We start from the raw sequence: 24345 nt of genomic DNA, 5'->3' as shown, positions 1-24345 counted from the left end.
GGAACCTGAGTAACACTGTTCCGCATCATGGAACTATTCCATGGGCACGTTTTCGAATGAAGAGCAGCCGGACTGGATGGCCAGTCCGACGGCCTGCTGACTGAAACGTTTCTGATACGCCTGACGAATGGCTTTCAGATAAGGCTGCAGGTTGCGATCCGAAGACGAAGCCACGATCCAGACGATTCGTGATGCTTCGCGGATGATCCGGTGGCCTGCTGCATCATACCACTGTCCCTGTGCGTCGATCACGGTGAAACCTGCGGGAAAGCGCGGCGTGATTTCGCTGTCCACGAAATTCTGCCAGTCATCGCCATCGATGATGCTGTCATCGGGGCGCGTCAGGCCAAACATCAGTCTGATCTGCAGACCGTCGCGGGTCTGGATTTCGCGGCACAGATTGGGTGTGACGCTGACGGGCACGATACAGCCGCCGAGCAGCGGGGCTGTCAGGGTCAGCAGAAGCAGTGTTCTCTTCACGCAGCCCGACCCGTCAGGGCGTTTCGCAGGATCGCGGCTTCAGCAGGAGCGAACAGCCCGCGGCGAATGAACAGGTCGATCAGGACAAGATTGACGTTGAACTTGAACGCATCGGTGTCCCGGACCAGCGCGACGACTTCCTGAATTGGCAGAAGGTGAAAGCTCTCTACCTCGCCATCCTCCGCTATGGGCGTGAAATCCTGCGGAAGGAGCAGGTCATAGCAGTGCAGCACGTCGCGTCGCAGCCCCTCGGGGCGCTCAAGTGCGTATTCGATCCGGCTGACGGCGCGGGCAGTTGCTGCCAGTTCCGCCGGGATACCCGCTTCTTCCTGCGCTTCCTTGATGACTGTTGTCTGTGGATCGAGACCTGCGCTCATGCCGCCTGCGACCAGATGGTCCAGCTTTCCCGGATCCAGACGCTTGCTCATGCTGCGACGGGCTATCCAAAGGAAAAGTCCGTCCTCACGTTCGACCAGTCCGTTCAGATGCACGCCTTCGGCGGCCAGTCCCAGAACCGGTATGGCGCCGCGATCCACCTGGCCCAGAACGATGCCACTGTCATCACGGACATCGAAGGCTTCCTCATGCGACGCGTAAAGCTCCATGTCGCACAGGGTCTGGGAGAGGGGCAGGAGCTCCGTGCCGGTGTTTACGCCGAAACCCTGGTCCTTCTGAAGGCCGAGTGATTGAAGCGTCTGTGCGGTTGTGGGGCTGACCCAGCCGATCTGTTCCGCTCCGCAGAAAAACGGAAGGCGGCCGCCTGGCAGGACTGCGCTGTTGCAGGCTGCAATATGCCGAAGAAAGGGTTCGAGGGCAGGGGGGAAGGATTTGTCAGACACAGAGCGATATGTCGCATGCAGACAGGCATTTGCAAAGCATCGCCTGCACTTCCCATAGTCTGCCGATGCTCAAGAAAACCGATTCGACATCTGAAGCGCTCTCCCTGCGGGTGCTGTGGCCCATGATCCGGCCCGAAAAACTCTGGCCCGACGCGACACGCATCGGTTTTGCACTCATCATTCTTCTGGTGGAAAGCGGCACGGCCGTCGCCACACCCTGGCTCTTCAGCCGCATGGTCAGCAGTCTGTCACGTCCCGAGACCCTGCTGGCTGTTCCGGTCTGGCTGATTGCCCAGTATGCGGTCATCCGGATCATTTCGGGGCTGGCGACCCCGCTGCGGGAGCTTCTGGTCAAGCCTGTCGAAACGGATCTTCAGCGTCGTGTGGCTGTCCTTGGCCTGCGCCATCTGCATGATCTGAGCGTGCGTTTCCATCTGGACCGCCAGACAGGTTCCCTGACGCGCACGCTTGATCGGGGGGCGGATGCGGTCGGGACGCTGCTGTCCCTGGCGCTGTTCAATGTGTTGCCTAATGTCATCGAACTCATCATGACACTGACCGTCATTCTGAAGATCTTCGACTGGCGTTACGTCGGGCTGCTTCTGCTGGCGCTCGGGCTGTATTCTTCTGTCTCTTATGTCTTTACCCGTCTGAGAATGACGGCGAGACGGGCCCGCAACCGTGCAAGCAACGAGGCCCAGCACCAGTTGGTCGACAGCATTCTGAATTTTGAGACGGTCCGCAGTTTCGCCAACGAACCGCATGAAATCGCCCGTTATGACGCGGCCCGGAAGGATCTCCGGCAGGCTGAAATCAGCCTCCAGCGTTATGTCAGTCTCTCCCAGATCAGCCGCGGCATTCTGATTGCGGTCACGACGACGACCCTTCTCGCGATGGCGGCTCATGATATCGTGGAGCACCGACTGGCGGTTGCGCAGTTCGTGTTGATCGGCAGCTATCTGAGTGGTCTCTATTCATCCGTGGGTGCCCTGAATTACGTCAGTGCAGGCTGGCGCAATGCGCGCGTTGATCTGGAGAACTATCTCGAACTGCTTGCCGTGCGCTCCGAGATCACCCATGCCGTCCAGCCGGTTCGTCTGCCGGGAAAGCTGTCGGAAGCGGGGGCGGCGTCCGTGGCGTTCCGGCATGTTTCCTTTGGCTACAGCCCTGCGCGGCAGATCCTGCATGATGTTTCCATCAATATTCCCGCAGGTACGTCTCTGGCCATTGTCGGGCATACCGGGTCAGGCAAATCCACCCTGGGGCGTCTGCTGACCCGGGCCTATGATCCGACCGAAGGTTCGGTCTGCATTGACGGTCATGACCTGCGCGATATTGCGCCGACTGACATCCAGAACATCATCGGGACGGTTCCGCAGGATACGGTGCTCTTCAATTCCAGCATCGGCGAAAACATTGCCTATGGGGATCTGTCAGCGTCTCGTGAGGAGATCGAGAAGGCGGCCCGGAGTGCGCAGATCGATACCTTCATCCGTGACCTTCCCGATGGGTATGACACTGTTGTCGGTGAGCGTGGCCTCAAGCTTTCGGGTGGCGAGAAGCAGCGTGTGGCCATTGCGCGCGTCATCCTCAAGGACCCGCGCATCCTTCTGCTGGACGAGGCTACGAGCGCGCTTGATACCCGCACGGAAGTCGCCATCCAGAAGGAGCTGGCCGTCCTGTCGCAGGCGCGCACGACGGTTATTGTCGCGCACCGTCTTTCCACGGTTCAGGATGCCGATCGTATCGTGGTGCTTGACGCGGGGCGCGTGGTGGAGCAGGGAAGCCATACGGAACTGCTGTCCGCAGGTGGCCATTATGCCGCAATGTGGGCCGCACAGGCCGGTGAAAACGTCGCTGGACCGCTCTCGGGGGTTGACGAAGCCCCCAAGCATACGTCATAAGCCGCGCCTGATTTACGGAACACGCCGGACCTCGCTGTCCTGCGTCATCCAGCATCGAGGAAAGTACCACCATGTCTCGCCGTTGCCAGATCACGGGCAAGGGCGTGCTGACGGGCAACAACGTCAGCCACGCCAATAACAAGTCCCGCCGTCGTTTTCTCCCGAACCTGCAGGAGACCACGCTGATCTCCGATATTCTCGGTGCTTCGGTGCGCATGCGCCTGTCCACCAACGGTATCCGCACGGTCGAGCACAACGGTGGGCTGGATTCGTTCCTGCTGGGTACGCCGAACCGCAAGCTTCCGACGGAAGCCCAGGTCATCAAGCGCCGTATCCTGCGCGTTCAGGAACGCAAGGCTGCCCAGACCGCCTGAGAAATCTTTGCCGGACTTTGTTTGGTAACAAGATTGCTCTTGAAAACCATGGCGGTCTGCGTCATTCAGCCGCCACTGGGATAAATCAGGTTCGGTCCTTTCACAGGACCGCAGCGGAGGTGTTTCGGTTCAGGCTGAAACACCTTTCATTGTATTTTGGAGGTTCTCCGTGTCCGAAAGCGTTCAGGAAGCCAAGTCGGCTCTCTCGAAGATTCGCAACATCGGTATTACCGCGCATATCGATGCCGGTAAGACCACGACGACCGAGCGTATCCTGTATTACACGGGTGTCTCTCACAAGATCGGTGAGGTCCACGAAGGCAACACCACCACCGATTACATGGCACAGGAGCGTGAGCGTGGCATCACGATCACCTCGGCAGCCGTGACGTGTGAGTGGCACGACCACCGCATCAACATCATCGACACCCCGGGCCATATTGACTTCAACATCGAAGTCAACCGTTCGCTCCGCGTGCTCGATGGCGCGATCTTCGTGATCGAAGGCGTGGCCGGCGTGCAGCCGCAGTCCGAAACGAACTGGCGCCTTGCTGACCGTTACAACGTTCCGCGCATCATCTTCATCAACAAGCTCGACCGTACCGGTGCGGACTTCTACTACGCCTTCAGCACGCTGAAGGAGAAGCTCGACATCGTTGCAGTGCCGCTGCAGCTCCCGATCGGCGCCGAAGAAAACTTCATCGGTGTGGTCGACCTAGTCGAGATGCGTGCCATCGTGTGGGAAGGCGGCGAACTCGGCGCCAAGTTCCACTACGAAGAGATCCCTGACGATCTGAAGGAAAAAGCTGCCGAAGCCCGCCAGACGCTGCTCGACACGGCTCTCGCCATGGACGACGCTGCCATGGAAGAGTACTTCGAGAAGGGTGACGTGGACGTCGCAACCCTGAAGAAGTGTATCAAGAAGGGTGCGATCTCCGGCGAATTCCGTCCCGTCATGTGCGGTACGGCCTTCAAGAACAAGGGTGTGCAGCCCCTGCTCGACGCCGTCATCGACTACCTGCCGGCTCCTGACGAAGTCGAAGGCATCCGTATCGCTCCGCCGGAAGGCGAAGAGGTCGATGAGGACTTCCTGCCGATCGTTCCGGTTGATCCGGACGGCAAGTTCGCTGGCCTTGCGTTCAAGATCATCTCCGACAAGTACGGCACGCTGACCTTCGTTCGCGTCTATCGTGGCGTCCTGAATTCCGGTGACACCATCCTGAACACGACGAAGGGTCACAAGGAACGCGTCGGCCGCATGTTCCAGATGCATGCCGACAAGCGTCAGGAAGTGAAGTCCGTCGGTGCCGGTGACATCGCCGCATTCGTGGGCCTCAAGGATACCGTCACGGGTGACACGCTTGCCGATGCTGCCGATCCGGTGGTTCTGGAGCGCATGCAGTTCCCGGTCCCGGTCATCGACATCTCCGTCGAGCCGAAGACCAAGGACGCCGTCGAGAAGATGACGCTGGCCCTGCAGAAGCTGACGGCTGAAGATCCGTCCCTGCACCTCAAGACCGATCAGGAAACGGGTCAGACCATCCTGTCCGGCATGGGCGAGCTTCACCTGGACATCATCGTTGACCGTCTGCGCCGTGAATACGGCGTCGATGCCAACATCGGTGCACCGCAGGTGGCTTATCGTGAGACGATCACGAAGCCGCATGTCGAGACCTACACTCACAAGAAGCAGTCTGGTGGTTCGGGTCAGTTCGCCGAGGTCAAGATCGAGTTCGCTCCGTCGGACAAGCCGGACGAGATCGTGTTCGAGAACAAGGTCGTCGGCGGTACGGTTCCGAAGGAATATATCCCGGCTGTCGAAAAGGGTATCCGCATGCAGAGCACCACGGGTGTTCTCGCCGGCTTCCCGACCGTGGACTTCAAGTTCACGCTGCTCGACGGTAAGTACCATGACGTTGACTCGTCGGCTCTGGCCTTCGAAATCGCCGCCAAGGCCTGCTTCCGTGAAGGCATGAAGAACGCCGGTCCGGTGATCCTCGAGCCGATCATGGACGTGGAAATTACCACGCCGAACGATCACGTCGGTGACGTCGTGGGCGATCTCAACCGCCGCCGTGGCATCATCCAGAACCAGGAAACCGCTGGTTCGACCGTCATGATCCGTGCACAGGTGCCGCTGAAGGAAATGTTCGGCTACATCTCGCACCTGCGTTCTGCAACGAAGGGTCGTGCATCCTTCACCATGCAGTTCCATCACTACGATCCGGTGCCGCGTAACGTGGCCGACGAAATCATCGCGAAGTCCGCCTGATTTCTTCACTCCGGTGACGCATCAGACCCCGCCAGAGCAATCTGGCGGGGTTTTTTGTGTTCCTCTTTCAAGGAAAGACCCGATGTCCCAGTCTGAACCCCGGAGATCCGTCATTGCCATTCTGCCGGTGAACGATCTCGCGCAGGCAGAGCAGTTTTTTGCGGTCCTCGGCTTCTCGTCCCGCAACGGAAGTTCAGCCGAATACAGGCTTCTGGAAACGGCGGAAGGAGAGGAACTCCATCTGACGCAGGCTGTTCCCGGCTGGGTTGAGGCCGGGCGCAATCCGTTCGGTCTTTATTTTCGTCGTCCGGATGTGGATGCGCTGGCGCAGGCCTTCACGGGGCGGGTGCTTGAGAAGGAAGGGCCGTCGGTCAGGTCCTGGGGGATGTACGAGTTCGCCGTCAACGGGCCTGACTGCGTCCTTGTACGGATCGGCTGGCCTGTCCGGAAGGGCTGAGCACAAAAAAGGCGGTGAAAGGTTGCCCCTTCGCCGCCTTTTCCGGTCCCGTCAGGGATCAGTGCAGATTGTCTGTCCGGCGGATGAAGGCTGCCACGTTGTCGTGAAGCTGCTGCAGGGTCGCCGGGTCCACATAGACCATGTGGCCGGACGTGTACTGCGCATATTCGATGTTCTTCTGCAGGCTGTTCGGCATCGGCAGATGCTTCATCTCGTACACGCCTTCAAAGTAAGGCGTTGCGAGATCGTAGTAGCCGGCGTTGAGCATGACATGCAGGTTCGGGTTGGTCTTCATCGCCATGGCCAGATCCGTCATGACGTTCGGCTCGCCCTTGGGCTGGTAGCCGCGGCCGGGCTGATGGTGATGGCTGTCCCAGTGGCCCTGGCTGTTATAGAGGCGATAATCCTCGTCCGTGCCGTATTTGAGCATGTTGCGGACGTAGTCGTTGAAGACCGTGACATAGGCCGAGCTGATAGCGCTGGACTGCGGATCGTAATCCACTTCCTGGCTCATCGGGTCGATCGTCGGGCTTGAATAGCGGGTGTCCAGACGGCCCGTCGCCATCCCGGTCTTCGCCTGAAGCTGCTGGTCGAACTCGCCGCCATTGACGCGCAGATCCGCACGCAGGATGTAGTCGACCGGCAGGCCCGTATAGTCATGCAGCTTCGCCGCAATCGCCTGACGCTGGTCTTCCGGCAGATCCGCACCCTGACGCAGGGCCAGCGTGTAGTCGGTCATCGCGAAATGCTCGACCTCATGCAGGAAGGCCTTCAGGTCCGGATGCTCGGCCGGCAGGCAATGATGATACCAGGCCGTCGCGGCGTAGGTGGGCAGGGCCAGCACATACGGATCGTCAACGCCTGCGTTGAACTGCGGGCTGTCATCGCTGTTGTCATAATTCAGGATCTGCGACAGCAGGATCACGCCGTTGAAGTCGATGTTCTCGTCCTGCTCAAGGTCGTTGATGACCACGGCCGAGCGCATGGTGCCATAGCTTTCACCGAACAGGTATTTGGGCGAATTGTAGCGGTGATACTTGGCCAGGAACTTCGAGATGAAATGTGTGAAGGCTTCACCGTCACCATCAACGCCAAGGAATTCCTTGTCAGCGTCCTTGCCGGCAATCCGCGAGAAACCCGTGCCCGGCGCATCGATGAAGACGACGTCCGAGACGTCCAGCAGGGACTGCGGGTTGTTGATGAGTGCATAGGGGGCAGCCGGCAGGTGGGTGTCACCCGGCGTGTTCACGCGGCGCGGGCCGAAGGTACCCATGTGAACCCAGACGGAGGCCGAGCCTGGACCGCCGTTATAGAGGAAGGTGATCGGGCGCTTTTCGGCGGGGACACCTTCCTTGAAATAGGCGGTGTAGAACATGGAGGCGACGGGCGCGTTCTTGCTGTCGTCATCCTTGCCGCCATCGAGCTTGGTGCCACGCTTGGCCAGGATATCGCCGGAATCATTGTAGTCGGCGCCATGAACCAGAATGGTGCCTGCAACTGCCCGATAGGGGATGGTCGCGCCATTGACCGTTACGGTTCCGTTCGTCACGCTGTCAGCATTGGGCGCCAGTGTGGCAGGACCTGCCGCCAGAGCAGGCACAGCCATCATGGCTGCACCCAGAAGAAGGGCCTTGCGGAGCATGCAGAGGAACTTTCCGTTGGAGGTTATGACGCGAGATTTCTAACCGCAGGCGGCCACACTGGACAAGAGTTGCGGCCGCGGATCATTCCTCAGCCGAAAGCCCGGTTGGCGTGCATGATGGCCACGCCGACCTCACGCAGCAGCGCAAAGCAGCGTGACAGCGGCGCGAAGATTTCCTCATGTTCACGCGCGAAACCGGCAGCTTCAGCGGCATCACCCGGTTCTCCGAAGTCAAGGTTGGCAACGCTGGGAGCCGTGACAGGGAACAGATCTTCCAGCAGATGCAGCGCGCGCGGCACATCCAGGCAGAGAATCAGGTTCGTGATCGCTTCGCGTGTCAGGTTGTTGCGCGGCCCGAAATAGGGGATGCGCGTTGAAAGCGCCCACAGCCGGTCGATCAGGGCGAAGCGGATTGCATGAAGCAGCTTCTCGCGGGCTTCCATGCGGGGCGCATCCGGCCAGGCTGCACGCAGTGCGATGTGGTCCGCCTGAATGCGCCGGAACATGGCAGGGCCACTGGCCCAGAAGCGCAGCAGTTCCAGACCGTGCGAAACGCACAGCAGGCTCTGACGCTCTTCGTCGTTCTGCGCCTTTGCTGCACGATCCAGCCAGGTCCCGGGATCAAGTTGATGGATCGTCGTCCGCAGCACGTCCAGATCCGAGTGGGCCAGGGCCTGACGGGCGAAATCCATGGCTTCGCGGAACCGCGAGGATTCCGTAGCGAACTGCTCGAACGTTTCGGGATGACGCTGCGCCGCATTGCCAAGGCCATGCAGCACATTCGCCCACCAGCCGAGCTGCTGGAGAATGGCGTTGTTGGGAATGGCGCGGAGCTGTCCCGGATGTGTGATGCGCGTCACCGTGGCTGCGTCCGACTGACGCGCGGAAGGTCGCGATCCCGTCTTGTCGATCAGGGCCGGACCGAAGGCGCTCAGCAGCGCTGCATAGCCCGGATCATCCACGAGTGCGCCCATGTCGAGCGCGATGGTGGAGAAGAAATCCGACGCGAAGTCAGGCCGCGTATAAACCGGATCTTTCGTATCCAGCGGGATATCGGCCACATGTTCGGCCAGCGTTGCGATGGTGGAGGCCGCAAGCGCCTTCGTGCCGAATAGCGTGTAGCCGTCTCCGCCCTGGAATGCGGTTTCGACCCGGCAGCCGATCCCGGCCTCGCGCATGGCAAGGCGCGTGCGGGCAGGAGAGAAATAGTCCAGACGCTGGCGCAGGCTGAACGGATGCGCGCCTCGCCCAATGCTCTCGCCATGCGTGTCGAACAGCGTCAGGGCGACGTCTTCAAGTTCGTGCTCTGCCAGCAGGGAGAGGGTCCGCATCCGCAGGCGCTCAACCAGATTGGTCGCTGCGAGCTGCCCGACGTAACGACCCGAGTCGGAATATCCGAACTGAAGCGACAGGCGGCCGTTCGCCCGCAGGTAATCCCGCCAGTGGCTGGAGCGGAAGGCTTCTTCCAGAATGGTCTCACCGTTCTCAAGCGCACTTTCCGTCTCGAAGAGCGGCGAGATCTCGATCTGATGGTCCTTGATCCCGAACAGCCGTGCCAGCCAGAGCGTTGCGAGCAGCGTATAGCCGCTTTCGGTCTCGGCAATGAGGAAGCGGATGGGGGATCCGGAATCGATGTGTTTGAGGATCTGCGCCATCGTCATCATCAGCCGCGCGGCTGATGCGGGTTCGACCAGCAGGGATCCGAAATCCACGGCGCGGGGCTGCAGGTCTGACAGGGCCTCGTCGATCTTGGCCAGCAGAACCCGCCGCCGCGATGGCAGGGCGGGATCATCGGTCAGACCAAGCCGGGTGCGGGCCACATTGTAGATCTGCGCCGCATTCAGCCGCGTATGGATCCGTGCGATGCCGAGTCCATGGTTCATGAACCCGGCACGGATGGTCCGCAGATGCAGTCTGGCTTCGTCATCCAGCCCGACCGCCGCATCCTGGAACAGTGGCAGAAGCTCGGTGGCGTCGAGGAGTGCCTTGTCCCGGAAGGCAATCAGTGTCTGGGCAAAATCCTTGATGATTTCCGGAGCCGCATCCTTGCCGGTCGGGCAGGCAGCGTGCTGCGTCTTTACGGCCTCGATCGCCCGGCGCACGCGCATGGCCAGAGCACTGTCCTGCAGGCCCAGACGTTCCAGTCCGTCCGTCAGACGATGTAGCTGGGAAAATTTCAGTTCAAGCCGGATCCGCAGCGTATCCCACCAGCCGATATCGTTGCGCCCATCGGTATCGAACCCGACCCAGCTTGCGAGAATGACGGGGGAGGGATCGACCTGACCGGCCTCGCCGGACCAGCGCCGGGACATTTCCTGCAGCAGCGCTTCTGTCAGATCGTCAAGCGCATCGCGTCCCCGAAGGATCGCAGCCAGAGCCAGAGCCTGTTCCTGTGCCAGTGTCGGTGGGCCCGGACGGCGATGCGTCTTCAGGCAGGGGATCGGCAGTTCCGGATTTTCCGCACGCCGCGTCAGGATTTCATAGACGCCATCCGCCAGGGCAAAGGTCGGGTGGGCGGTAAAAACGGCGGCAATCTGGGGCACCGTCAGGGATACGGCATCCGGAGCCTGATCGACAAGGCGCTTGGCTACGGCTTCAAGACGGGCCTGTGGATCCGCGGCATCGAGCCCGATATAGGACCGCAGATGCGCAGCCCGTTCCACGAAATGCTCGTCACGCAGGGCGCGGACGACGTTCTCGATCTCGTCCAGCTGGGTCTTGCTCTCACTCCTGTCGTCATCGGACAGGCCTTGTCCAATCGAGGCAATCAGGTCTGCGAGGCCATCGCGCTCGTGAAGAAGCCGTGACGTCATTGCGTCAATACGGTCATGAAGGGACGGATCGAGCCGGGAGGCGCAGTCAGACATCGGGAGCAGTCTCGCTTCTGCGGAGAAAAATGGGACGAAGACGGGGCGCAATACTTTTCATGCCCTGTCATCAAGCGCAACCTTGCTCTGGACGCGACAGCACGGCAGGATGATGCTATCGGTGCGCTCATGCACGCGGACACGACCCCTCCCGTTTCCCGGAAATCCAGCCCCACAGGTTTCTCGCCCAGGTTCATGGCCGGCGGCCTGCTCGTCGGCATGGGTGTTCTCGCTGCGGGAACGACACTTGCAGCCGCCCGTCATATCGGGGACGGCAGTCTCGCCTTCGGGCTGTTGCGTGCCGGATCGCGGGCAGGTGTCGTTGGTGGTCTTGCTGACTGGTTCGCCGTTACGGCCCTGTTCCGCCATCCGCTGGGTTTGCCCATTCCCCACACGGCCATTCTGCCGCGGCAGAAAGAACGTCTCGGCCAGGCGCTGGGACGCTTCATTTCCGGTCAGTTCTTCACTGAGGACGATGTCCGCCGCGCGCTGTCGAAAATCGACCTCTCCGGCCTGATTGCCGACATGCTGAACGACCCGGCGAACCGCCAGACGCTCGTCACCAGCATGCGCTCTGCCATTCCGCTGATGTTCGACCGGATGGAAGACGGGCGCGCCAAGACCGCCATTTCGCGCGCGCTTCCGGTTCTGCTGAATGGTGAGGAAATGGCTCCCCTTGTTTCGCGTGGCATGCGGGCGATGGTGGATAGCGAGATGCATCAGGAGGTCCTGTCCTTCCTGCTGGAGCGCATCAAGACGACCGTAACCTCCCGTGAGTCCGATCTGCGTCATTTCGTGGAAGAGCGGGTCCGCGAGCAGGGGGGGCGGTTCCTGGGCTGGGCCATTGGCGGTTCCGTCGCCAGCCGCGTCCTCATGGCGCTGCATGCCGAGTTCGAGCGGGTCGATCCGATGGACTCGGAACTGCGGCACGGGTTTACCACCTGGGTCCGGGGCGAAATCGACCGCATCGAAAACGATCCTGCCCGCCGCAAGGACATGGCGGATACGATCACGTCTGTCCTGACGCATACCAGTCTCAAGGGATGGAGTTCGGAGCTGTGGGATCGCCTGCGCCGCATGGTCGAGGAAGACAGCGGGCGCGAGGACGGCTGGAGCGCCACCGTCATCGACGCGGCCATCGTTCAGCTCGCCAGTGCCCTGCGTTCCAATGAATCCCTGCGGCTGAAGGTTAATCAGGCTGTCGAGAGTACTGTCCAGCGGATCCTGCCCGGCCTGCGTGAAAAACTCTCGGGGTTCATTGCGGCCGTCATGGCGGGCTGGGACGGAGACGATCTGGCCGCCCGGCTGGAGTCGCGGGTGGGGCGCGATCTGGCCTATATCCGCATAAATGGCACCGTCGTCGGTTTTCTTGCCGGAGCGGCGCTCGACGGCGTTTCCCGACTGTTTTTTGGTGTGTAACATTCCATGTCCGGAGACGGGGGGATACAGAAGTCTTGACCTTTGCCCGGGATTGGGTCATTTGGAACAAATCAGGACTTAGCAAGTCTTGAATTAGAACAAGATGTGAGTGTGCAAGCGATGCTGAGGCTGTCAAAACTGGCCGATTACGCCACTGTCCTTCTGGTCCATCTCGGTCGTCACGAAGGACTGGCAACAGCAGCAGCCCTTGCGGTGGAAACCGGCGTCCCTGAACCGACCGTCGCCAAGCTTCTCAAAGGCCTGGCCTCCAGTGGCTTGGTTCTGTCCCATCGTGGCGCCCGCGGCGGATACCGTCTTTCCAGCGAACTTGAAACCGTGACGGTCGCAACCGTTATTGCTGCTGTGGATGGTCCGATCGCCATCACGGCCTGCTGTGACGGACGTGAGTGCGAGCACAGTTCGCTGTGCGGCCTGTCCGGACAGTGGGATGTCGTGAATGACGCCATCCTCAAAACGCTCAACAGCATCACACTGGCAGATATGGGCCGTCACGCGGAGCGCCTGCCAAGGCGCAGCCCCGCGTCTGCACCAGTCGCCCCCGCCGGAGCGGAGACTTCTTCCGTGACCGACGCGGTCAGTTAAGGACAACACACCATGCCAGCCGTGACGGAAACCCGCGAGACAGTCGAAAAGCTCGCGAAATCCAGCTACGAATGGGGTTTCGAGACCGATATCGAGATGGATATCGCGCCCAAGGGCCTCAACGAGGAGACGGTTCGCCTGATCTCCGAGCGCAAGGGTGAGCCGCAGTGGATGCTGGACTGGCGCCTGAAGGCCTTTCGCGCGTGGCTGGAAATGGAAGAGCCGACCTGGGCCCATATCCACCATCCGCCGATCGACTACCAGGACGCGCATTACTTCGCGCAGCCGAAGAAGAAGCCCGGCCCTAAGAGCCTCGACGAAGTTGATCCCGAGTTGCTCAAGACCTACGCCAAGCTGGGTATTCCCCTGCATGAGCAGGCTTTGCTCGCCGGTGTCGAAGGTGCAGAAGAGCGTCTGCCCGTTGCCGTGGATGCCGTTTTTGACAGCGTCTCCGTCGCGACGACCTTCCGCAAGACGCTTGCCGAAGCCGGGGTGATCTTCTGCCCGATCTCCGACGCCATTCGTGAGCATCCCGAACTGGTCCAGAAATATCTGGGCACGGTGGTTCCGGTGGCGGACAACTTCTTTGCAGCCCTAAACTCTGCCGTCTTCACGGATGGCTCGTTCGTCTACATTCCCGAGGGCGTGCGTTGCCCAATGGAGCTGTCCACCTATTTCCGCATCAATGCGCGCAATACGGGGCAGTTCGAGCGTACGCTCATCATCGCGGAAGATCGCGCCACCGTCTCCTATCTGGAAGGCTGCACGGCGCCGCAGCGTGACGAAAACCAGCTTCATGCGGCCGTGGTCGAGCTTGTCGCGATGGAAGACGCCTCGATCAAGTATTCCACCGTCCAGAACTGGTATCCGGGCGATGATGAAGGTCGTGGGGGCATCTACAATTTCGTCACCAAGCGTGGCATCTGCCGTGGCGCACGGTCCAAGATTTCCTGGACGCAGGTCGAAACCGGGTCTGCCATTACGTGGAAATATCCGTCCTGCGTGCTGGCCGGGGAGGGATCGGTTGGCGAGTTCTATTCGGTTGCGGTGACCAACAATCACCAGCAGGCCGATACGGGCACGAAGATGATTCATCTGGCGCCGAACACGCGCTCAACGATCATCGCCAAGACCATCTCTGCCGGGCACTCCGACAGCACCTATCGCGGTCTGGTGCGCATGCAGCCGAAGGCGCGCAATGCACGCAACTTCACGCAGTGCGACAGCCTTCTGATCGGCGACCAGTGCGGTGCGCACACGGTGCCCTATATCGAAAGCCGCAACATGACGGCGCGCGTGGAGCATGAAGCGACCACGTCCAAAATCTCCGAAGACCAGCTCTTCTACTGCCGTTCGCGCGGCCTGTCGGAAGAAGATGCAGTCGGTCTGATCGTCAATGGTTTCTGCCGCGAGGTGCTCAAGGAGCTCCCGATGGAATTCGCGGTCGAGGCGCAGAAGCTTCTGCAGATCAGCCTCGAAGGAAGTGTGGGTTAATATGAGCGATTTTCTGAAAATTCAGGGTCTTCAGGCCCGCATCGACGCCGACGGCACGCCCAAGGACATCCTCAAGGGCCTCGATCTCGAAGTGCCCAAGGGCGAAGTCCACGCCATCATGGGGCCGAATGGTTCGGGTAAATCCACGCTGTCCTACGTGCTCGCCGGTCGTGACGACTATGAGGTTACGGGTGGTTCCGCCACCTTCAAGGGGCAGGACCTGCTGGCGCTTGAACCCGAAGAGCGTGCCGCGCTTGGCCTGTTCCTGGCGTTTCAGTCGCCGGTCGAACTGCCGGGTGTGAACAACGCGAACTTCCTGCGCACGGCCGTGAATGCTGTTCGCCGGGCGCGTGGTGAAGCTGAACTGGATGCCGTGGCCTTCCTTAAGGCCGTTCGCGCCGAGACCAAGCACCTGTCCATGTCCGACGACATGCTCAAGCGTGCGGTCAATGTCGGTTTCTCGGGTGGCGAGAAGAAGCGCAACGAAGTGCTCCAGATGCGTCTGCTCCAGCCGTCCTTCGCTATTCTTGACGAGACGGACAGCGGTCTGGACATCGATGCCCTGCGCATCGTGGCTGAAGGCGTGAACTCCCTGCGCAGCCCGGATTTCTCCGCTCTGGTTATCACCCATCACCAGCGCCTGCTCGATTACATCGTGCCGGACCGCGTGCATGTCATGGCGCATGGTCGCATCATCCATAGCGGCGGCCCCGATATCGCCAAGACGCTTGAGAAGCAGGGTTACACGCAGTTCCTCGAGGCGGCAGCGTGAGCGGAGCCCCAACCGTGACGCAGAACGCTGCTCCGGCTCTGGAGGCGTTCGTTGCGCGCGCCGCCGGGCAGGGTGCGGCTCTGGCCGAAACGGGGCTGCCGACGCGCCGCGTCGAAGCCTGGCGTTATACGCCGCTGCGTTCGATCGCGGATACGGCGTGGCAGAAGGCTATGCCCCTGCCGACCGAAGCCGCCACTGCGCTGCTGGACCGTCTGGTTCTGCCTGAAACGGGCGCCCGCGTGGTCTATGGCAATGGCCAGCTTCTGGACGCCTTGTCGGCTCTGCCGGAAGCCGTCCGGCAGGCTTCGGAAAATGTCTCTCCGCTCAAGGGAGTGTTTTCCGCTACGCTGAATACGGCGCTTGGTGAAAGAGGTCTCGACATTCGTGTTCCTGCGGGAACGGATGCTGGTCTTCTGACGCTCGTCAGTCTGTCCGATGGGCAGGATATTTCGACGCATCTTCAGCACCGCATCGTACTGGAAGACGGCGCGTCCCTGACACTGTATGATGTCAGCGCAGGTGAGGGGCGTTATATCGCCAATCCGCGTTTCGATATCGTCGTGGGCAAGGGGGCGACCCTGCGTCACGTCAAGGTGCAGCGCGAGAGCCTGACCGCCACGCATCTCGCTGTTGTCTCGGCCGATGTGGCGGAGAAGGGCGAATATGACAGCTTTACCCTGAACCAGGGCAGCAGCCTCGCGCGTCACGAAGCTGTCGTGACACTGGGCGCACCTCACGCCATGGCGCATGTGAATGGTGTGCAGATCGTCGATGGCCAGCGTCTGAACGACCTGACGTCAATGATTCATCATGCCGCCCCCGATGGCAGCTCACGCCAGACCGTCAAGACAGTGCTGTCCGACGCCGGGCAGGGTGTTTTCCAGGGCAAGATCCTTGTGGATCGCGTGGCCCAGAAAACTGACGGCTACCAGATGAACCAGGCGCTGCTGCTGTCTGAAAAGGCGCAGATCAACAGCAAGCCCGAGCTGGAAATCTACGCTGACGACGTCAAGTGCAGCCATGGCGCGACCGTCGGTGCGCTTGATGACGAACAGCTTTTCTATCTGCGCTCCCGCGGTATTGCGGAAGCGGATGCGCGGGACATGCTCGTGCGTGCTTTCCTGATTGATGCGCTGGATCTGGTTTCCGACGAAGGTCTGCGTGATCTGCTGCTGCGGAGCATGACGTCATGACCCTCGCTGACAGCCGTACCAGGATGGATATGTCGGAAATCCGCGCCCATTTCCCGATCCTGAGCGAGACTGTTCATGGTCGGTCTCTGGTCTTTCTCGACAGCGCGGCCTCGTCCCAGAAGCCGGATTTCGTGATCGAGGCCATGCGGGATGCGGCGTATCACCAGTATGCCAACATCCATCGCGGCCTGCACTGGATGAGCGAGCGCACGACGGAAGCCTATGAGCGCGCCCGTCATGACGTGGCCCGTCTGCTGAATGCGCCCGATCATCGGGAAATTGTCTTCACCCGTAACAGCACCGAGGCTATCAACCTCGTGGCGCACAGTTTCGGCAGTATGCTGAAGCCGGGGCAGGCAGTTCTGATTTCCGAGCTTGAGCATCACGCAAATATCGTGCCCTGGCTCATGCTGCGGGATCGTGCGGGTATCGAGCTGCGTGTCGCCCCCATCAATGACGCCGGCGATATTGATCTGGACGCTTACGAAGCGCTTCTTTCGGATGGCAAGGTGGCGCTTGTTGCCGTCACGCACATGTCCAATGTGCTGGGAACGATCACCCCGGCCAGGAAACTGACGGAAATCGCCCACGCTTATGGCGCGCGCATCCTGCTGGATGGGTCGCAGTCGGTGGTGCACCGCAAGATCGACGTGCAAGACATTGGAGCGGATTTCTTCACCTTCACCGGGCATAAGCTCTACGGTCCCACGGGGATCGGCGCGCTCTGGGGGAAGATGGAGTTGCTGGACGTCATGCCACCTTTCATGGGAGGCGGTGACATGATCCAGAATGTCTCCTTCGAGCGTGCCACCTGGGCGCATGTTCCGCACAAGTTCGAGGCCGGTACGCCCGCCATTCTGGAGACGATCGGGCTTGGGGCGGCTGTCCGCTTTGTGGAAGAGATCGGCTATGACGCCATCTCGCGCCATGAAGCTGAGCTGACCGCTTATGCTCTGGAAAAGATGCGTGGGATTAATAGCCTGCGCATTCTGGGCGAGCCGGAAGAGCGCGGGGGCGTGATCTCCTTCGTCATGGACGGTGCGCACCCGCATGATCTGGCAACACTGCTGGATCAGCTTGGAATTGCCATCCGCGCCGGGCAGCATTGTGCTGAACCTCTGGTGCGTCGTCTCGGCGTTCATGCCACCGCGCGCGCCAGTTTTGGCATCTACACCACGACTGAAGAGATCGATGCGCTGATCGAAGGCCTTGAACGGGCCCGGATGATGCTCACATGAGTGAAGCCATGACCGATATCACAACCAGTGAAGATACAGCTGCTGTCCCCGCAACAGGGACGGCGCCCGATCAGGAAGCGGTCATCGCGGCCATCGCGACGGTGTATGACCCTGAAATCCCGGTCAACATCTATGAACTCGGTCTGATCTATGCGATCGATCTGCATGACGACGGCCGCGTGCATATCGAGATGACGCTGACCGCGCCGAACTGCCCCAGTGCGCAGGAACTGCCGGAAATGGTTCGCGATGCGGTTTCACATGTTCCGGGCGTCAGTCAGGCGACGGTCGAAATCGTCTGGGATCCGCCGTGGGATATGAGCCGCATGAGCGACGATGCCCGTCTTGCCCTCAACATGTTCTGATCCGGAAAGAACCATCATGTCCGACGTTGCAACGCGCCGCCCGCTGCCCGCTCTCATGACCCTGTCCGATCTGGCGGCCAGGCGCCTGAAAGCTCTTTACGCAGGCTCCCATCAGGGGCAACTCCTGCGCATCAGCGTGGGAACGCGCGGATGCTCGGGACTGTCTTACGAAATGAATTTCGTGACGGCCCCGGAGCCGACCGATGAGCGCGTCGAGGATCAGGGCGTGACCCTGCTGGTGGATCGCAAGGCGACTTTGTTCCTGACCGGTACTGTCATGGATTACGAGGTCAAGGACCTCGAATCCGGTTTTACGTTCAGGAATCCGAACGAGAAAGGTCGTTGCGGCTGCGGCGAGAGTTTTCACGTCTGATCCGCTTCACGTCCCGTGACAGCACGACCACGGCCTCGACTTCCGTGGACCACAGGAACTGGTCCACGATCGTCAGGCCGATGACCGAAAAGCCTGCGTTCCACAGAGCCTTGCCGTCTTTTTCAAGCGCGGCCGGATTGCAGCTCACATAAACGATGTCCGGCACGGCTGACTTGGCCAGAGGCATCGTTTGTGCGCCCGCACCCGCGTAAGGCGGATCGAGAACCACGGCCCGCGTTGATTTCAGATCATGCGGCAGGAGCGGCTGGCGCCCCAGATCCCGATGAAATCCATCAACGCGGCGTCCACCGGAGGCAGCCTTCAGGCAGTTTGCGGCCGCCAGATTGCCTTCATAGGCCATGACCCGGCCTTTTTCGGACATCGGAAAGGTCAGTGTGCCACATCCGGCAAACAGTTCGACCGTCACGTCCTTCTTGTTGAGCGACGGCAATCCCTCCACAACAGCCGTGACAATGGCTTTTTCGGCATCAGCGGTCGCCTGAAGAAAGGCGGAAGGGGGCGGGGAGACGATCACACCACCGAAATCTTCCCGGACCGGGCCGGACTGGGCCACCGTCTCGATGCCCAGATCTTTCGGATCCTGCCAGGAGATCCGCGATAGATCATGCTCGCGGGCAAAGGCTGCCAGCTTGATTCGGTCTGCACTCGTCAGTGGAGCGGGGGTCTGAAGCGTCAGGTCCGGCCCGCTATCGAGCAGGTTGACCAGCAGGCTCCCACGGCCCGTCAGTGCACCCAGACTGCCCAGAACCTCACGCAGAGGGGCGAGAAGTCCGAAAATCGCAGGGTGCAGGACGTGACATTCCGTCATGTCCATGGGATCGCCATTGCGGCGATGCAGTCCGATGATCACACCACCCGGAACACGCTGGACAGCAAAATCCATGCGTCGCCGTGTTCTGGGCGTCGTCTGGAACATCTGGGCAGGTGGCAGGTCCGTAAAACCCGCTGCTGTGAGGGCCTGTGTGACGCGCTGCGACTTCCATTCCAGCAGGGCTGGCAGGGAGAGATGCTGCAACGCACAGCCGCCACATTCGCCAAACAGATCGCAGGGCGGTGTGACGCGTTCGGGCGAAGAGTGAATGATGTCAATCAGTTCGGGATGAGCGGGGGCAAGGCGGACCCGGACGTCTTCCCCGGGCAGAGTGCCCGGGATGAAAACGGTCTGGCCATCAAGATGCGCAACGCCGTCGCCTGCCGCACCCAGTCCTTCAATCCGGAGTTGTGCAACTCCGGCCAAGGTATCATTCATTACCGTAATGGCGCCCATCATGCTGAACAGGAGCAGCAGGATCGGTGCTACCGGAAACCGTGACTTTCCTGCGGCGCGGGACCAGCATGAAAGCGGGCGTATCACCACCAAAGCCCGTCTTTGGCCCATCGTTCTCAAAAGCGGGGGCCAGTTCAACCGAACGGTGGCTGGCAGGGGCCTCGATCACGGCGACAGAAGCGACGGCCATGGGAGCAACCTGCTGAACGGTCTCGCTCTCGTCGCGATCGCCACGATTGCGCTTGCGACCGCCGCGACGGCGCTTGCGGGGCCGCTGCTCTCCTTCTTCCGCCACGTCCTGAGGTGCAGGAGTCGCGGTTTCGGCCGGACGGCGTTCACCCTCTTCGGGTGCCCAGTCAACGGTCGTGATGCCTTCAAGAACGGGACGGGCAATCACCTTGCCTGTCAGGGTCTCGATGGCTTCCAGCAGTCTGCGATCGCGCGGGGTTGCCAGGCTGAAGGCATGGCCTTCGTTGCCCGCACGGCCGGTCCGTCCGATGCGATGTACATAATCTTCCGCGTTGAACGGCAGATCATAGTTGAAGACATGCGACAGGCCGCCGATATCGATGCCGCGTGCGGCGACATCCGAGCATACCAGGAACTTCAGGTCGCCGGAGCGGAAACGCTCCAGCGTCGAGAAGCGCAGCGACTGGGCCAGATCTCCGTGAAGATGGCCGGCTTCGATGCCATGCTTGGTCAGGTACTGCTGGATCATGTCCACATCGCGCTTGCGATTGCAGAACACGATGGCGCTCTGGACGTTTTCACGACGCAGCAGCTTCTTGAGCGTGCGACGCTTCTCGTCGTCCGGCACGATGACCAGGGCTTCCTCGATCGTCGTGGCCACGGAAGACTGACGCGACACCGTGATTTCCACCGGGTGCCGGAGGAAAGCATCGGCCAGACGGCGGATTTCCGGCGCCATCGTGGCGGAGAAGAACAGGGTCTGGCGATGGGCGGGCAGCAGTGCCACGATCTTTTCGATATCGGGGATGAAGCCCATGTCCAGCATGCGATCGGCTTCGTCGATCACGAGTGTGCTGGTCTGCGTAAGCAGCAGGCCGCCACGTCCGAACAGGTCGAGCAGACGGCCCGGAGTCGCGATCAGCACATCCACGCCGCGGTTCAGCACGTCGCGCTGTTCGGCCATGCTCTCGCCACCGATCAGCAGCGCATGGGTCAGACGCAGATACTTGCCGTAGAGCTTGAAGTTTTCGGCAACCTGCAATGCCAGTTCACGCGTGGGCTCCAGGATCAGCGAGCGCGGCATCCGGGCGCGGGCGCGGGAGCCAGCCAGCTTCTGGAGCATCGGCAGCGTGAAAGAGGCCGTCTTGCCGGTTCCGGTCTGGGCGACACCCAGAACGTCATGGCCCTTCAGGACTTCGGGAATGGCCTGGGCCTGAATGGGAGTGGGGTGTTCATAACCCAGCTCCTCGATGGCCCGCATGATCGGCTCGCCCAGTCCCAGATCGGCAAAGCGCGGTCTGTCGGAAACGTCTTCGGCAACCACGACGGCCTCAATGACGGCGGGTGCCTCAACGGTTTCTTCAACGACAGCCGGTGTTGCAGCGGCCGCTTTGGTGCGGCGGCGACGCGCAGGCTTTTCGCTCTTCGTGGACTCGGCCTGAACGGCAGGGGTTTCTTCGGCGGCGGGTTCCGGAGCTTCCACGACACGGGCGGAGGCCTTGCGACGGGACGGACGCGTTTTCTTTTCGACGGGTGCTTCTACCGGGGCCTCTGCGGCGGCTGCGACATCCACCTTGCGGGGACGGCCACGACGACGCGGCGCGGCAGGTGCTTCCACGGTTTCTTCGGTCACGACTTCGGCGGCGGGCTGTTCCACAACTGGCGTCTTGCGCGGACGGCCACGGCGTTTGGGGGCGGCTTCGACCTCTTCCGTCACAGTCTCGGCTGCTTTTGTGGAGCGGCGACGACGCGGGGCAGGTGCGGCTGCAGCCGCCTCGGCAGGCTCGGTCACGGCTTCCGGTTCTGTAACTGCCTTCTTCCGGCGTCCTGTCGTTTTCGGAGCAGGGGCTTCGCTTTCAGTCGCGGACTCGGCAGCAGGCGTGGCCGCCTTGCGGGTCCGGCGTGCTGGTGTCTTCACTTCCGCCGTTTTTTCCGTCGCGGGAGCCGTAGTCTTCGTGCGGCGCGTACGCGGTGCCTTGACAGCGGGAGTTTCCGTTACCGGAGACGTTTCGCCTTCATCGGCAACAGTTGGGGAAGTTGCGGCTGCGGCAGCACGCGAAGCAGAGGGGCGTCCGCGTCTGGGCGTTGCAGTCGTACGGGGCTTGGAAGGACCGGAGGTCGTTTTCGCGCTCAAATGACTCTCGAGACTCTCTTTGACGGCGCACACCCGAATGGATGAGGGCCGGAGTTGAGGGCGGGGCAATTGCCCGCAGCTATAACTGGTGCGTTATCGATAAATGGCAGGAATGGCAAGCGATACAGCCATAAAACCGCCGTATCGCATACGATTTCAGATGCCGCGTGCCATTGCGGCGACAAGAATGGTCAGCACGCCCAGACCTGCCATCATTGCGGTACGACTGCGCAGCGTATCGAACAGCGCGGGCTGGGGACGCATGGCGCGTCGGGCCCGGCGGAAGGGACCCTGGACGGTCAGGATGAAAATGACCGCCATGGCGAGGCCCAGAAGCTGCATCGCATTGACCGGCCAGGGCACGGCTGCAAATCCGCCTTCATGGAAAATTAGGCCCCAGCCGCTCAGCAGCGAGAACGGGACAACCTGATAGAGGCCGCGGAAAAAGCGCGTGTAACCCTGAAGCAGGACGGAGTTACGTGGTCCCGGATCCAGCAGTCCGACCGTGGAGCGGACAACGAGCGTCGAATATATCGAGCCGCCGACCCAGTAGGTCATGCACAGCAGATGGATTGCGAGCACGAGGCTCCAGATGATCGACCCTGTCATTGATCCTCGTCATGGTTGAAAATGGAAAAAAGGGGGAAGAACATTCCCGAAGCATTTCCCTGAATACCCGACGCAAGCCCTTCAGCGCCAGAGGGAAGCGGAATTGAGGGGCCCCGAAAGAGGCAACGCAACAGCCGGTCATGCTTTGCTGTCATGAGTCCAGCAGGAGAACGCCCCGAGATGCCCAGTCCTGAAATAGCCAGCCTTGTATCCCGTCATCCTTTCGCATTGCTGCTGCCCGAGGAGAGCGACCGCATGGATCATGCGGCAGCTGCCCTCCTTCCATCCACACGTCTGATGGAAAATGCCGGATGGGCCGTGGCGCGCGTCATCCGTAACCGTTTTTCGCCGCGTCGTGTCACGGTTGCCTGTGGGCCGGGAAACAACGGCGGGGACGGTTATGTCGTGGCCCGCAATCTCGCGCGGTGGGGGTGGTCTGTCCGCGTTGCCGCGCTCGCTGCTCCCAAACCCGGGACGCCTGCTGCCGAAATGGCTGCATGCTGGACCGGCCTCATGGTGCCGTTCACGGCTGAGGAACTGGCGGGGGCCGATCTGGTCGTGGATGCGGTTTTCGGTTCGGGGCTGAAGCGTCCTGTAGCGGATGATGTTGCGGCTGTTCTTGCTGCCGCCCGGGAGGTCGTTGCCATCGACGTGCCGAGCGGCGTGGCCGGAGCGTCGGGTGAAATCCTTGGCAAGGCCCGCGACTGTACGTTTACGGTCACCTTTGTCCGTCCGCGTCCCGGGCATGTTCTGCAACCCGGTTCTGATCTGTGTGGTGAGGTGATCTGCGCCGATATCGGCATGCCTGACGCGGCATGGGAGGGCATTACACCCGTTGTGCAGCATAATGAGCCTGGCCTGTGGAGCCTGCCGGTCTCGGGGGACGGGGACTATAAATACCGCCGTGGTGTCGTCAGTCTGTGTGGTGGGGCTGAAATGCCCGGTGCGACCCGCCTCTCGGCTCGCGGTGCGCGCCGTAGCGGGGCCGGTCTTGTGCGGATCTCGGCGGGCGAGGGAGCTCCTGCCTACCGACTCGGTGATCCCGGCCTGATCGTGGACGATGCGCCGCTTTCCGAATTGCTGGAGGATGCGCGACGCAAGGTCTGGATCTGCGGTCCCGGCCTGACTGAAGACAAAGTTGCTGCGACCCTTCCGCAGCTTCTCAAGGCTGACCGGATCGTGCTGGCGGATGCCGGTGCACTGGCATGGGGCGCGCAGGATCTGTCGCGGTTGAAAGGGGTCGCGGCCGTCACGCCCCATATCGGAGAGTTCCGCAAACTCTTCGGGCCCGTTGAAGGCAGCCGTCTGGATGCTGCGCTGGCGGCTGCAAGGCGCATCAACGCTGTTGTCGTCATGAAGGGACCTGACACGATCATCGCTGCTCCGGATGGTCGTCTTGCCATCAATACGCATGCGTCGTCCGCCCTGGCGACGGCGGGTTCAGGGGATACCCTCACGGGTGTGATCGCAGCCCTGCTTGCCGCGGGGATGGACGTCTGGGAAGGCTGCTGCGCGGGTGTCTGGCTGCATGGCGAAGCCGGAATTGAGGCCGGGAAAGCTCATGGTGGCTGGCCTGTGGCTGAGGATCTGGATCTGCCTCTGGGGCCGGCGCGGGCGACCGCCACGCGTCTGGCGCGGGAGGCGGGAGACAAAAAGGCGACCGGCTCCCTGTTGTGAAGTCGCGTTTCATGCGCTAAAGGCCGCGCTTCCGAGGTTCGGTAACACGAGCCTGGAGGCCGAGCGCTGCGGGCGTGGTGAAATTGGTAGACACGCCAGATTTAGGTTCTGGTGGCGCAAGTCGTGGGGGTTCAAGTCCCTCCGCCCGCACCAAGC

The 24345-nt window shown here is 61.3% G+C and carries 20 protein-coding genes and 1 tRNA gene; 14 read left to right on the top strand and 7 right to left on the bottom strand.

From position 1 onward, the window contains the following. Positions 1 to 33: 33 nt before the first annotated feature. Together HKD31_RS08675 and HKD31_RS08670 are read right to left on the bottom strand one after the other, a co-directional pair. A complete protein-coding gene (locus HKD31_RS08675; protein ID WP_194264557.1) occupies positions 34 to 480 on the bottom strand; it encodes a DUF3574 domain-containing protein in 447 nt (148 codons plus the stop codon). Continuing rightward, complete coding sequence (locus HKD31_RS08670; RefSeq protein ID WP_338085558.1) at positions 477 to 1319, bottom strand: NUDIX hydrolase; 843 nt, start codon at positions 1317 to 1319, stop codon at positions 477 to 479. Before HKD31_RS08670 ends, HKD31_RS08675 begins: the two co-directional genes overlap by 4 nt. Positions 1320 to 1441: 122 nt before the next feature. Here HKD31_RS08670 and HKD31_RS08665 point away from each other — a divergent pair, with 122 nt between their 5' ends. From HKD31_RS08665 to HKD31_RS08650, 4 genes are all read left to right on the top strand, one after another. Further along, a complete protein-coding gene (locus HKD31_RS08665) occupies positions 1442 to 3223 on the top strand; it encodes an ABCB family ABC transporter ATP-binding protein/permease (protein WP_228120383.1) in 1782 nt (593 codons plus the stop codon). Positions 3224 to 3294: 71 nt separating this feature from the next. Beyond that, positions 3295 to 3597, top strand: coding sequence for a 50S ribosomal protein L28 (rpmB, locus tag HKD31_RS08660; protein ID WP_041110511.1), 303 nt, complete (start codon positions 3295 to 3297; stop codon positions 3595 to 3597). Positions 3598 to 3766: 169 nt separating this feature from the next. After that, a complete protein-coding gene (gene fusA / locus HKD31_RS08655) occupies positions 3767 to 5869 on the top strand; it encodes an elongation factor G (RefSeq protein WP_194264558.1) in 2103 nt (700 codons plus the stop codon). 82 nt (positions 5870 to 5951) lie between these two features. Further along, entirely contained in the window at positions 5952 to 6326 is a 375-nt protein-coding gene (locus tag HKD31_RS08650; protein ID WP_194264559.1) for a VOC family protein, read from the top strand. Positions 6327 to 6384: 58 nt separating this feature from the next. Here the strand turns inward: HKD31_RS08650 and HKD31_RS08645 are convergent, their stop codons facing one another. Both HKD31_RS08645 and HKD31_RS08640 read right to left on the bottom strand, forming a co-directional pair. After that, entirely contained in the window at positions 6385 to 7968 is a 1584-nt protein-coding gene (locus HKD31_RS08645) for a S10 family peptidase (RefSeq protein ID WP_194264560.1), read from the bottom strand. Between the two features lie 89 nt (positions 7969 to 8057). Beyond that, the gene (locus HKD31_RS08640) at positions 8058 to 10835 is read right to left on the bottom strand and encodes a phosphoenolpyruvate carboxylase (RefSeq protein ID WP_194264561.1); all 2778 of its coding nucleotides are present in this window, start codon (positions 10833 to 10835) and stop codon (positions 8058 to 8060) included. A gap of 195 nt (positions 10836 to 11030) precedes the next feature. Here HKD31_RS08640 and HKD31_RS08635 point away from each other — a divergent pair, with 195 nt between their 5' ends. From HKD31_RS08635 to HKD31_RS08600, 8 genes are all read left to right on the top strand, one after another. Beyond that, the gene (locus HKD31_RS08635) at positions 11031 to 12254 is read left to right on the top strand and encodes a DUF445 domain-containing protein (RefSeq protein ID WP_228120382.1); all 1224 of its coding nucleotides are present in this window, start codon (positions 11031 to 11033) and stop codon (positions 12252 to 12254) included. A gap of 120 nt (positions 12255 to 12374) precedes the next feature. Then, on the top strand, positions 12375 to 12857 hold the full coding sequence (locus HKD31_RS08630) for an SUF system Fe-S cluster assembly regulator (protein WP_011251698.1): 483 nt from the start codon (positions 12375 to 12377) through the stop codon (positions 12855 to 12857). A gap of 12 nt (positions 12858 to 12869) precedes the next feature. Beyond that, positions 12870 to 14351, top strand: a complete 1482-nt coding sequence (sufB, locus tag HKD31_RS08625; RefSeq protein ID WP_011251697.1) for a Fe-S cluster assembly protein SufB — start codon at positions 12870 to 12872, stop codon at positions 14349 to 14351. Between the two features lies 1 nt (position 14352). After that, positions 14353 to 15123, top strand: coding sequence for a Fe-S cluster assembly ATPase SufC (gene sufC, locus HKD31_RS08620; protein WP_011251696.1), 771 nt, complete (start codon positions 14353 to 14355; stop codon positions 15121 to 15123). 14 nt (positions 15124 to 15137) lie between these two features. After that, positions 15138 to 16316 (top strand): Fe-S cluster assembly protein SufD, encoded by a 1179-nt coding sequence (sufD, locus tag HKD31_RS08615; RefSeq protein WP_194264562.1) that lies wholly within the window; start codon positions 15138 to 15140, stop codon positions 16314 to 16316. Next, a complete protein-coding gene (locus HKD31_RS08610) occupies positions 16313 to 17554 on the top strand; it encodes a cysteine desulfurase (protein WP_276529679.1) in 1242 nt (413 codons plus the stop codon). The genes sufD and HKD31_RS08610 overlap by 4 nt, the downstream gene beginning before the upstream one ends. Further along, a complete protein-coding gene (locus HKD31_RS08605; protein ID WP_041110500.1) occupies positions 17551 to 17919 on the top strand; it encodes an SUF system Fe-S cluster assembly protein in 369 nt (122 codons plus the stop codon). Before HKD31_RS08610 ends, HKD31_RS08605 begins: the two co-directional genes overlap by 4 nt. Before the next feature lie 16 nt (positions 17920 to 17935). Further along, a complete protein-coding gene (locus HKD31_RS08600) occupies positions 17936 to 18292 on the top strand; it encodes a HesB/IscA family protein (protein WP_194264563.1) in 357 nt (118 codons plus the stop codon). Here HKD31_RS08600 and HKD31_RS08595 read toward each other — a convergent pair. The 3 genes from HKD31_RS08595 to HKD31_RS08585 all read right to left on the bottom strand — a co-directional run bounded on the left by HKD31_RS08595 (position 18237) and on the right by HKD31_RS08585 (position 22512). Beyond that, a complete protein-coding gene (locus HKD31_RS08595) occupies positions 18237 to 19562 on the bottom strand; it encodes a class I SAM-dependent RNA methyltransferase (protein WP_194264564.1) in 1326 nt (441 codons plus the stop codon). The two genes, HKD31_RS08600 and HKD31_RS08595, sit on opposite strands and share 56 nt — an antisense overlap. Beyond that, complete coding sequence (locus HKD31_RS08590) at positions 19555 to 21687, bottom strand: DEAD/DEAH box helicase (protein WP_370543911.1); 2133 nt, start codon at positions 21685 to 21687, stop codon at positions 19555 to 19557. The genes HKD31_RS08595 and HKD31_RS08590 overlap by 8 nt, the downstream gene beginning before the upstream one ends. A 372-nt stretch (positions 21688 to 22059) precedes the next feature. Then, the gene (locus HKD31_RS08585; protein WP_011251690.1) at positions 22060 to 22512 is read right to left on the bottom strand and encodes a hypothetical protein; all 453 of its coding nucleotides are present in this window, start codon (positions 22510 to 22512) and stop codon (positions 22060 to 22062) included. 180 nt (positions 22513 to 22692) lie between these two features. Here HKD31_RS08585 and HKD31_RS08580 point away from each other — a divergent pair, with 180 nt between their 5' ends. Next, entirely contained in the window at positions 22693 to 24189 is a 1497-nt protein-coding gene (locus tag HKD31_RS08580; protein WP_194264566.1) for an NAD(P)H-hydrate dehydratase, read from the top strand. A 68-nt stretch (positions 24190 to 24257) separates the two neighbouring features. Then, a tRNA-Leu gene (locus tag HKD31_RS08575) sits at positions 24258 to 24342 on the top strand. Positions 24343 to 24345 lie beyond the last annotated feature (3 nt).

The sequence above is a fragment of the Gluconobacter potus genome (assembly GCF_015244705.1).
GTDB classification, from domain to species: domain Bacteria; phylum Pseudomonadota; class Alphaproteobacteria; order Acetobacterales; family Acetobacteraceae; genus Gluconobacter; species Gluconobacter potus.
The sequence above is the reverse complement of the archived record's forward strand: the minus strand, read 5'-3'. Positions and strand labels throughout refer to the sequence as shown.

Bases quoted from the DNA above. Each gene is read 5' to 3' on its own strand.
- HKD31_RS08635 (WP_228120382.1), top strand. From the start codon at position 11,031: ATGGCCGGCGGCCTGCTCGTCGGCATGGGTGTTCTCGCTGCGGGAACG.
- sufB (WP_011251697.1), top strand. From the start codon at position 12,870: ATGCCAGCCGTGACGGAAACCCGCGAGACAGTCGAAAAGCTCGCGAAA.
- HKD31_RS08645 (WP_194264560.1), bottom strand. From the start codon at position 7,968: ATGCTCCGCAAGGCCCTTCTTCTGGGTGCAGCCATGATGGCTGTGCCT.
- HKD31_RS08595 (WP_194264564.1), bottom strand. From the start codon at position 19,562: ATGAATGATACCTTGGCCGGAGTTGCACAACTCCGGATTGAAGGACTG.
- HKD31_RS08580 (WP_194264566.1), top strand. From the start codon at position 22,693: ATGCCCAGTCCTGAAATAGCCAGCCTTGTATCCCGTCATCCTTTCGCA.
- HKD31_RS08665 (WP_228120383.1), top strand. From the start codon at position 1,442: ATGATCCGGCCCGAAAAACTCTGGCCCGACGCGACACGCATCGGTTTT.
- HKD31_RS08640 (WP_194264561.1), bottom strand. From the start codon at position 10,835: ATGTCTGACTGCGCCTCCCGGCTCGATCCGTCCCTTCATGACCGTATT.
- HKD31_RS08610 (WP_276529679.1), top strand. From the start codon at position 16,313: ATGACCCTCGCTGACAGCCGTACCAGGATGGATATGTCGGAAATCCGC.
- HKD31_RS08630 (WP_011251698.1), top strand. From the start codon at position 12,375: ATGCTGAGGCTGTCAAAACTGGCCGATTACGCCACTGTCCTTCTGGTC.
- HKD31_RS08600 (WP_194264563.1), top strand. From the start codon at position 17,936: ATGTCCGACGTTGCAACGCGCCGCCCGCTGCCCGCTCTCATGACCCTG.
- HKD31_RS08650 (WP_194264559.1), top strand. From the start codon at position 5,952: ATGTCCCAGTCTGAACCCCGGAGATCCGTCATTGCCATTCTGCCGGTG.
- HKD31_RS08605 (WP_041110500.1), top strand. From the start codon at position 17,551: ATGAGTGAAGCCATGACCGATATCACAACCAGTGAAGATACAGCTGCT.
- sufC (WP_011251696.1), top strand. From the start codon at position 14,353: ATGAGCGATTTTCTGAAAATTCAGGGTCTTCAGGCCCGCATCGACGCC.
- rpmB (WP_041110511.1), top strand. From the start codon at position 3,295: ATGTCTCGCCGTTGCCAGATCACGGGCAAGGGCGTGCTGACGGGCAAC.
- HKD31_RS08585 (WP_011251690.1), bottom strand. From the start codon at position 22,512: ATGACAGGGTCGATCATCTGGAGCCTCGTGCTCGCAATCCATCTGCTG.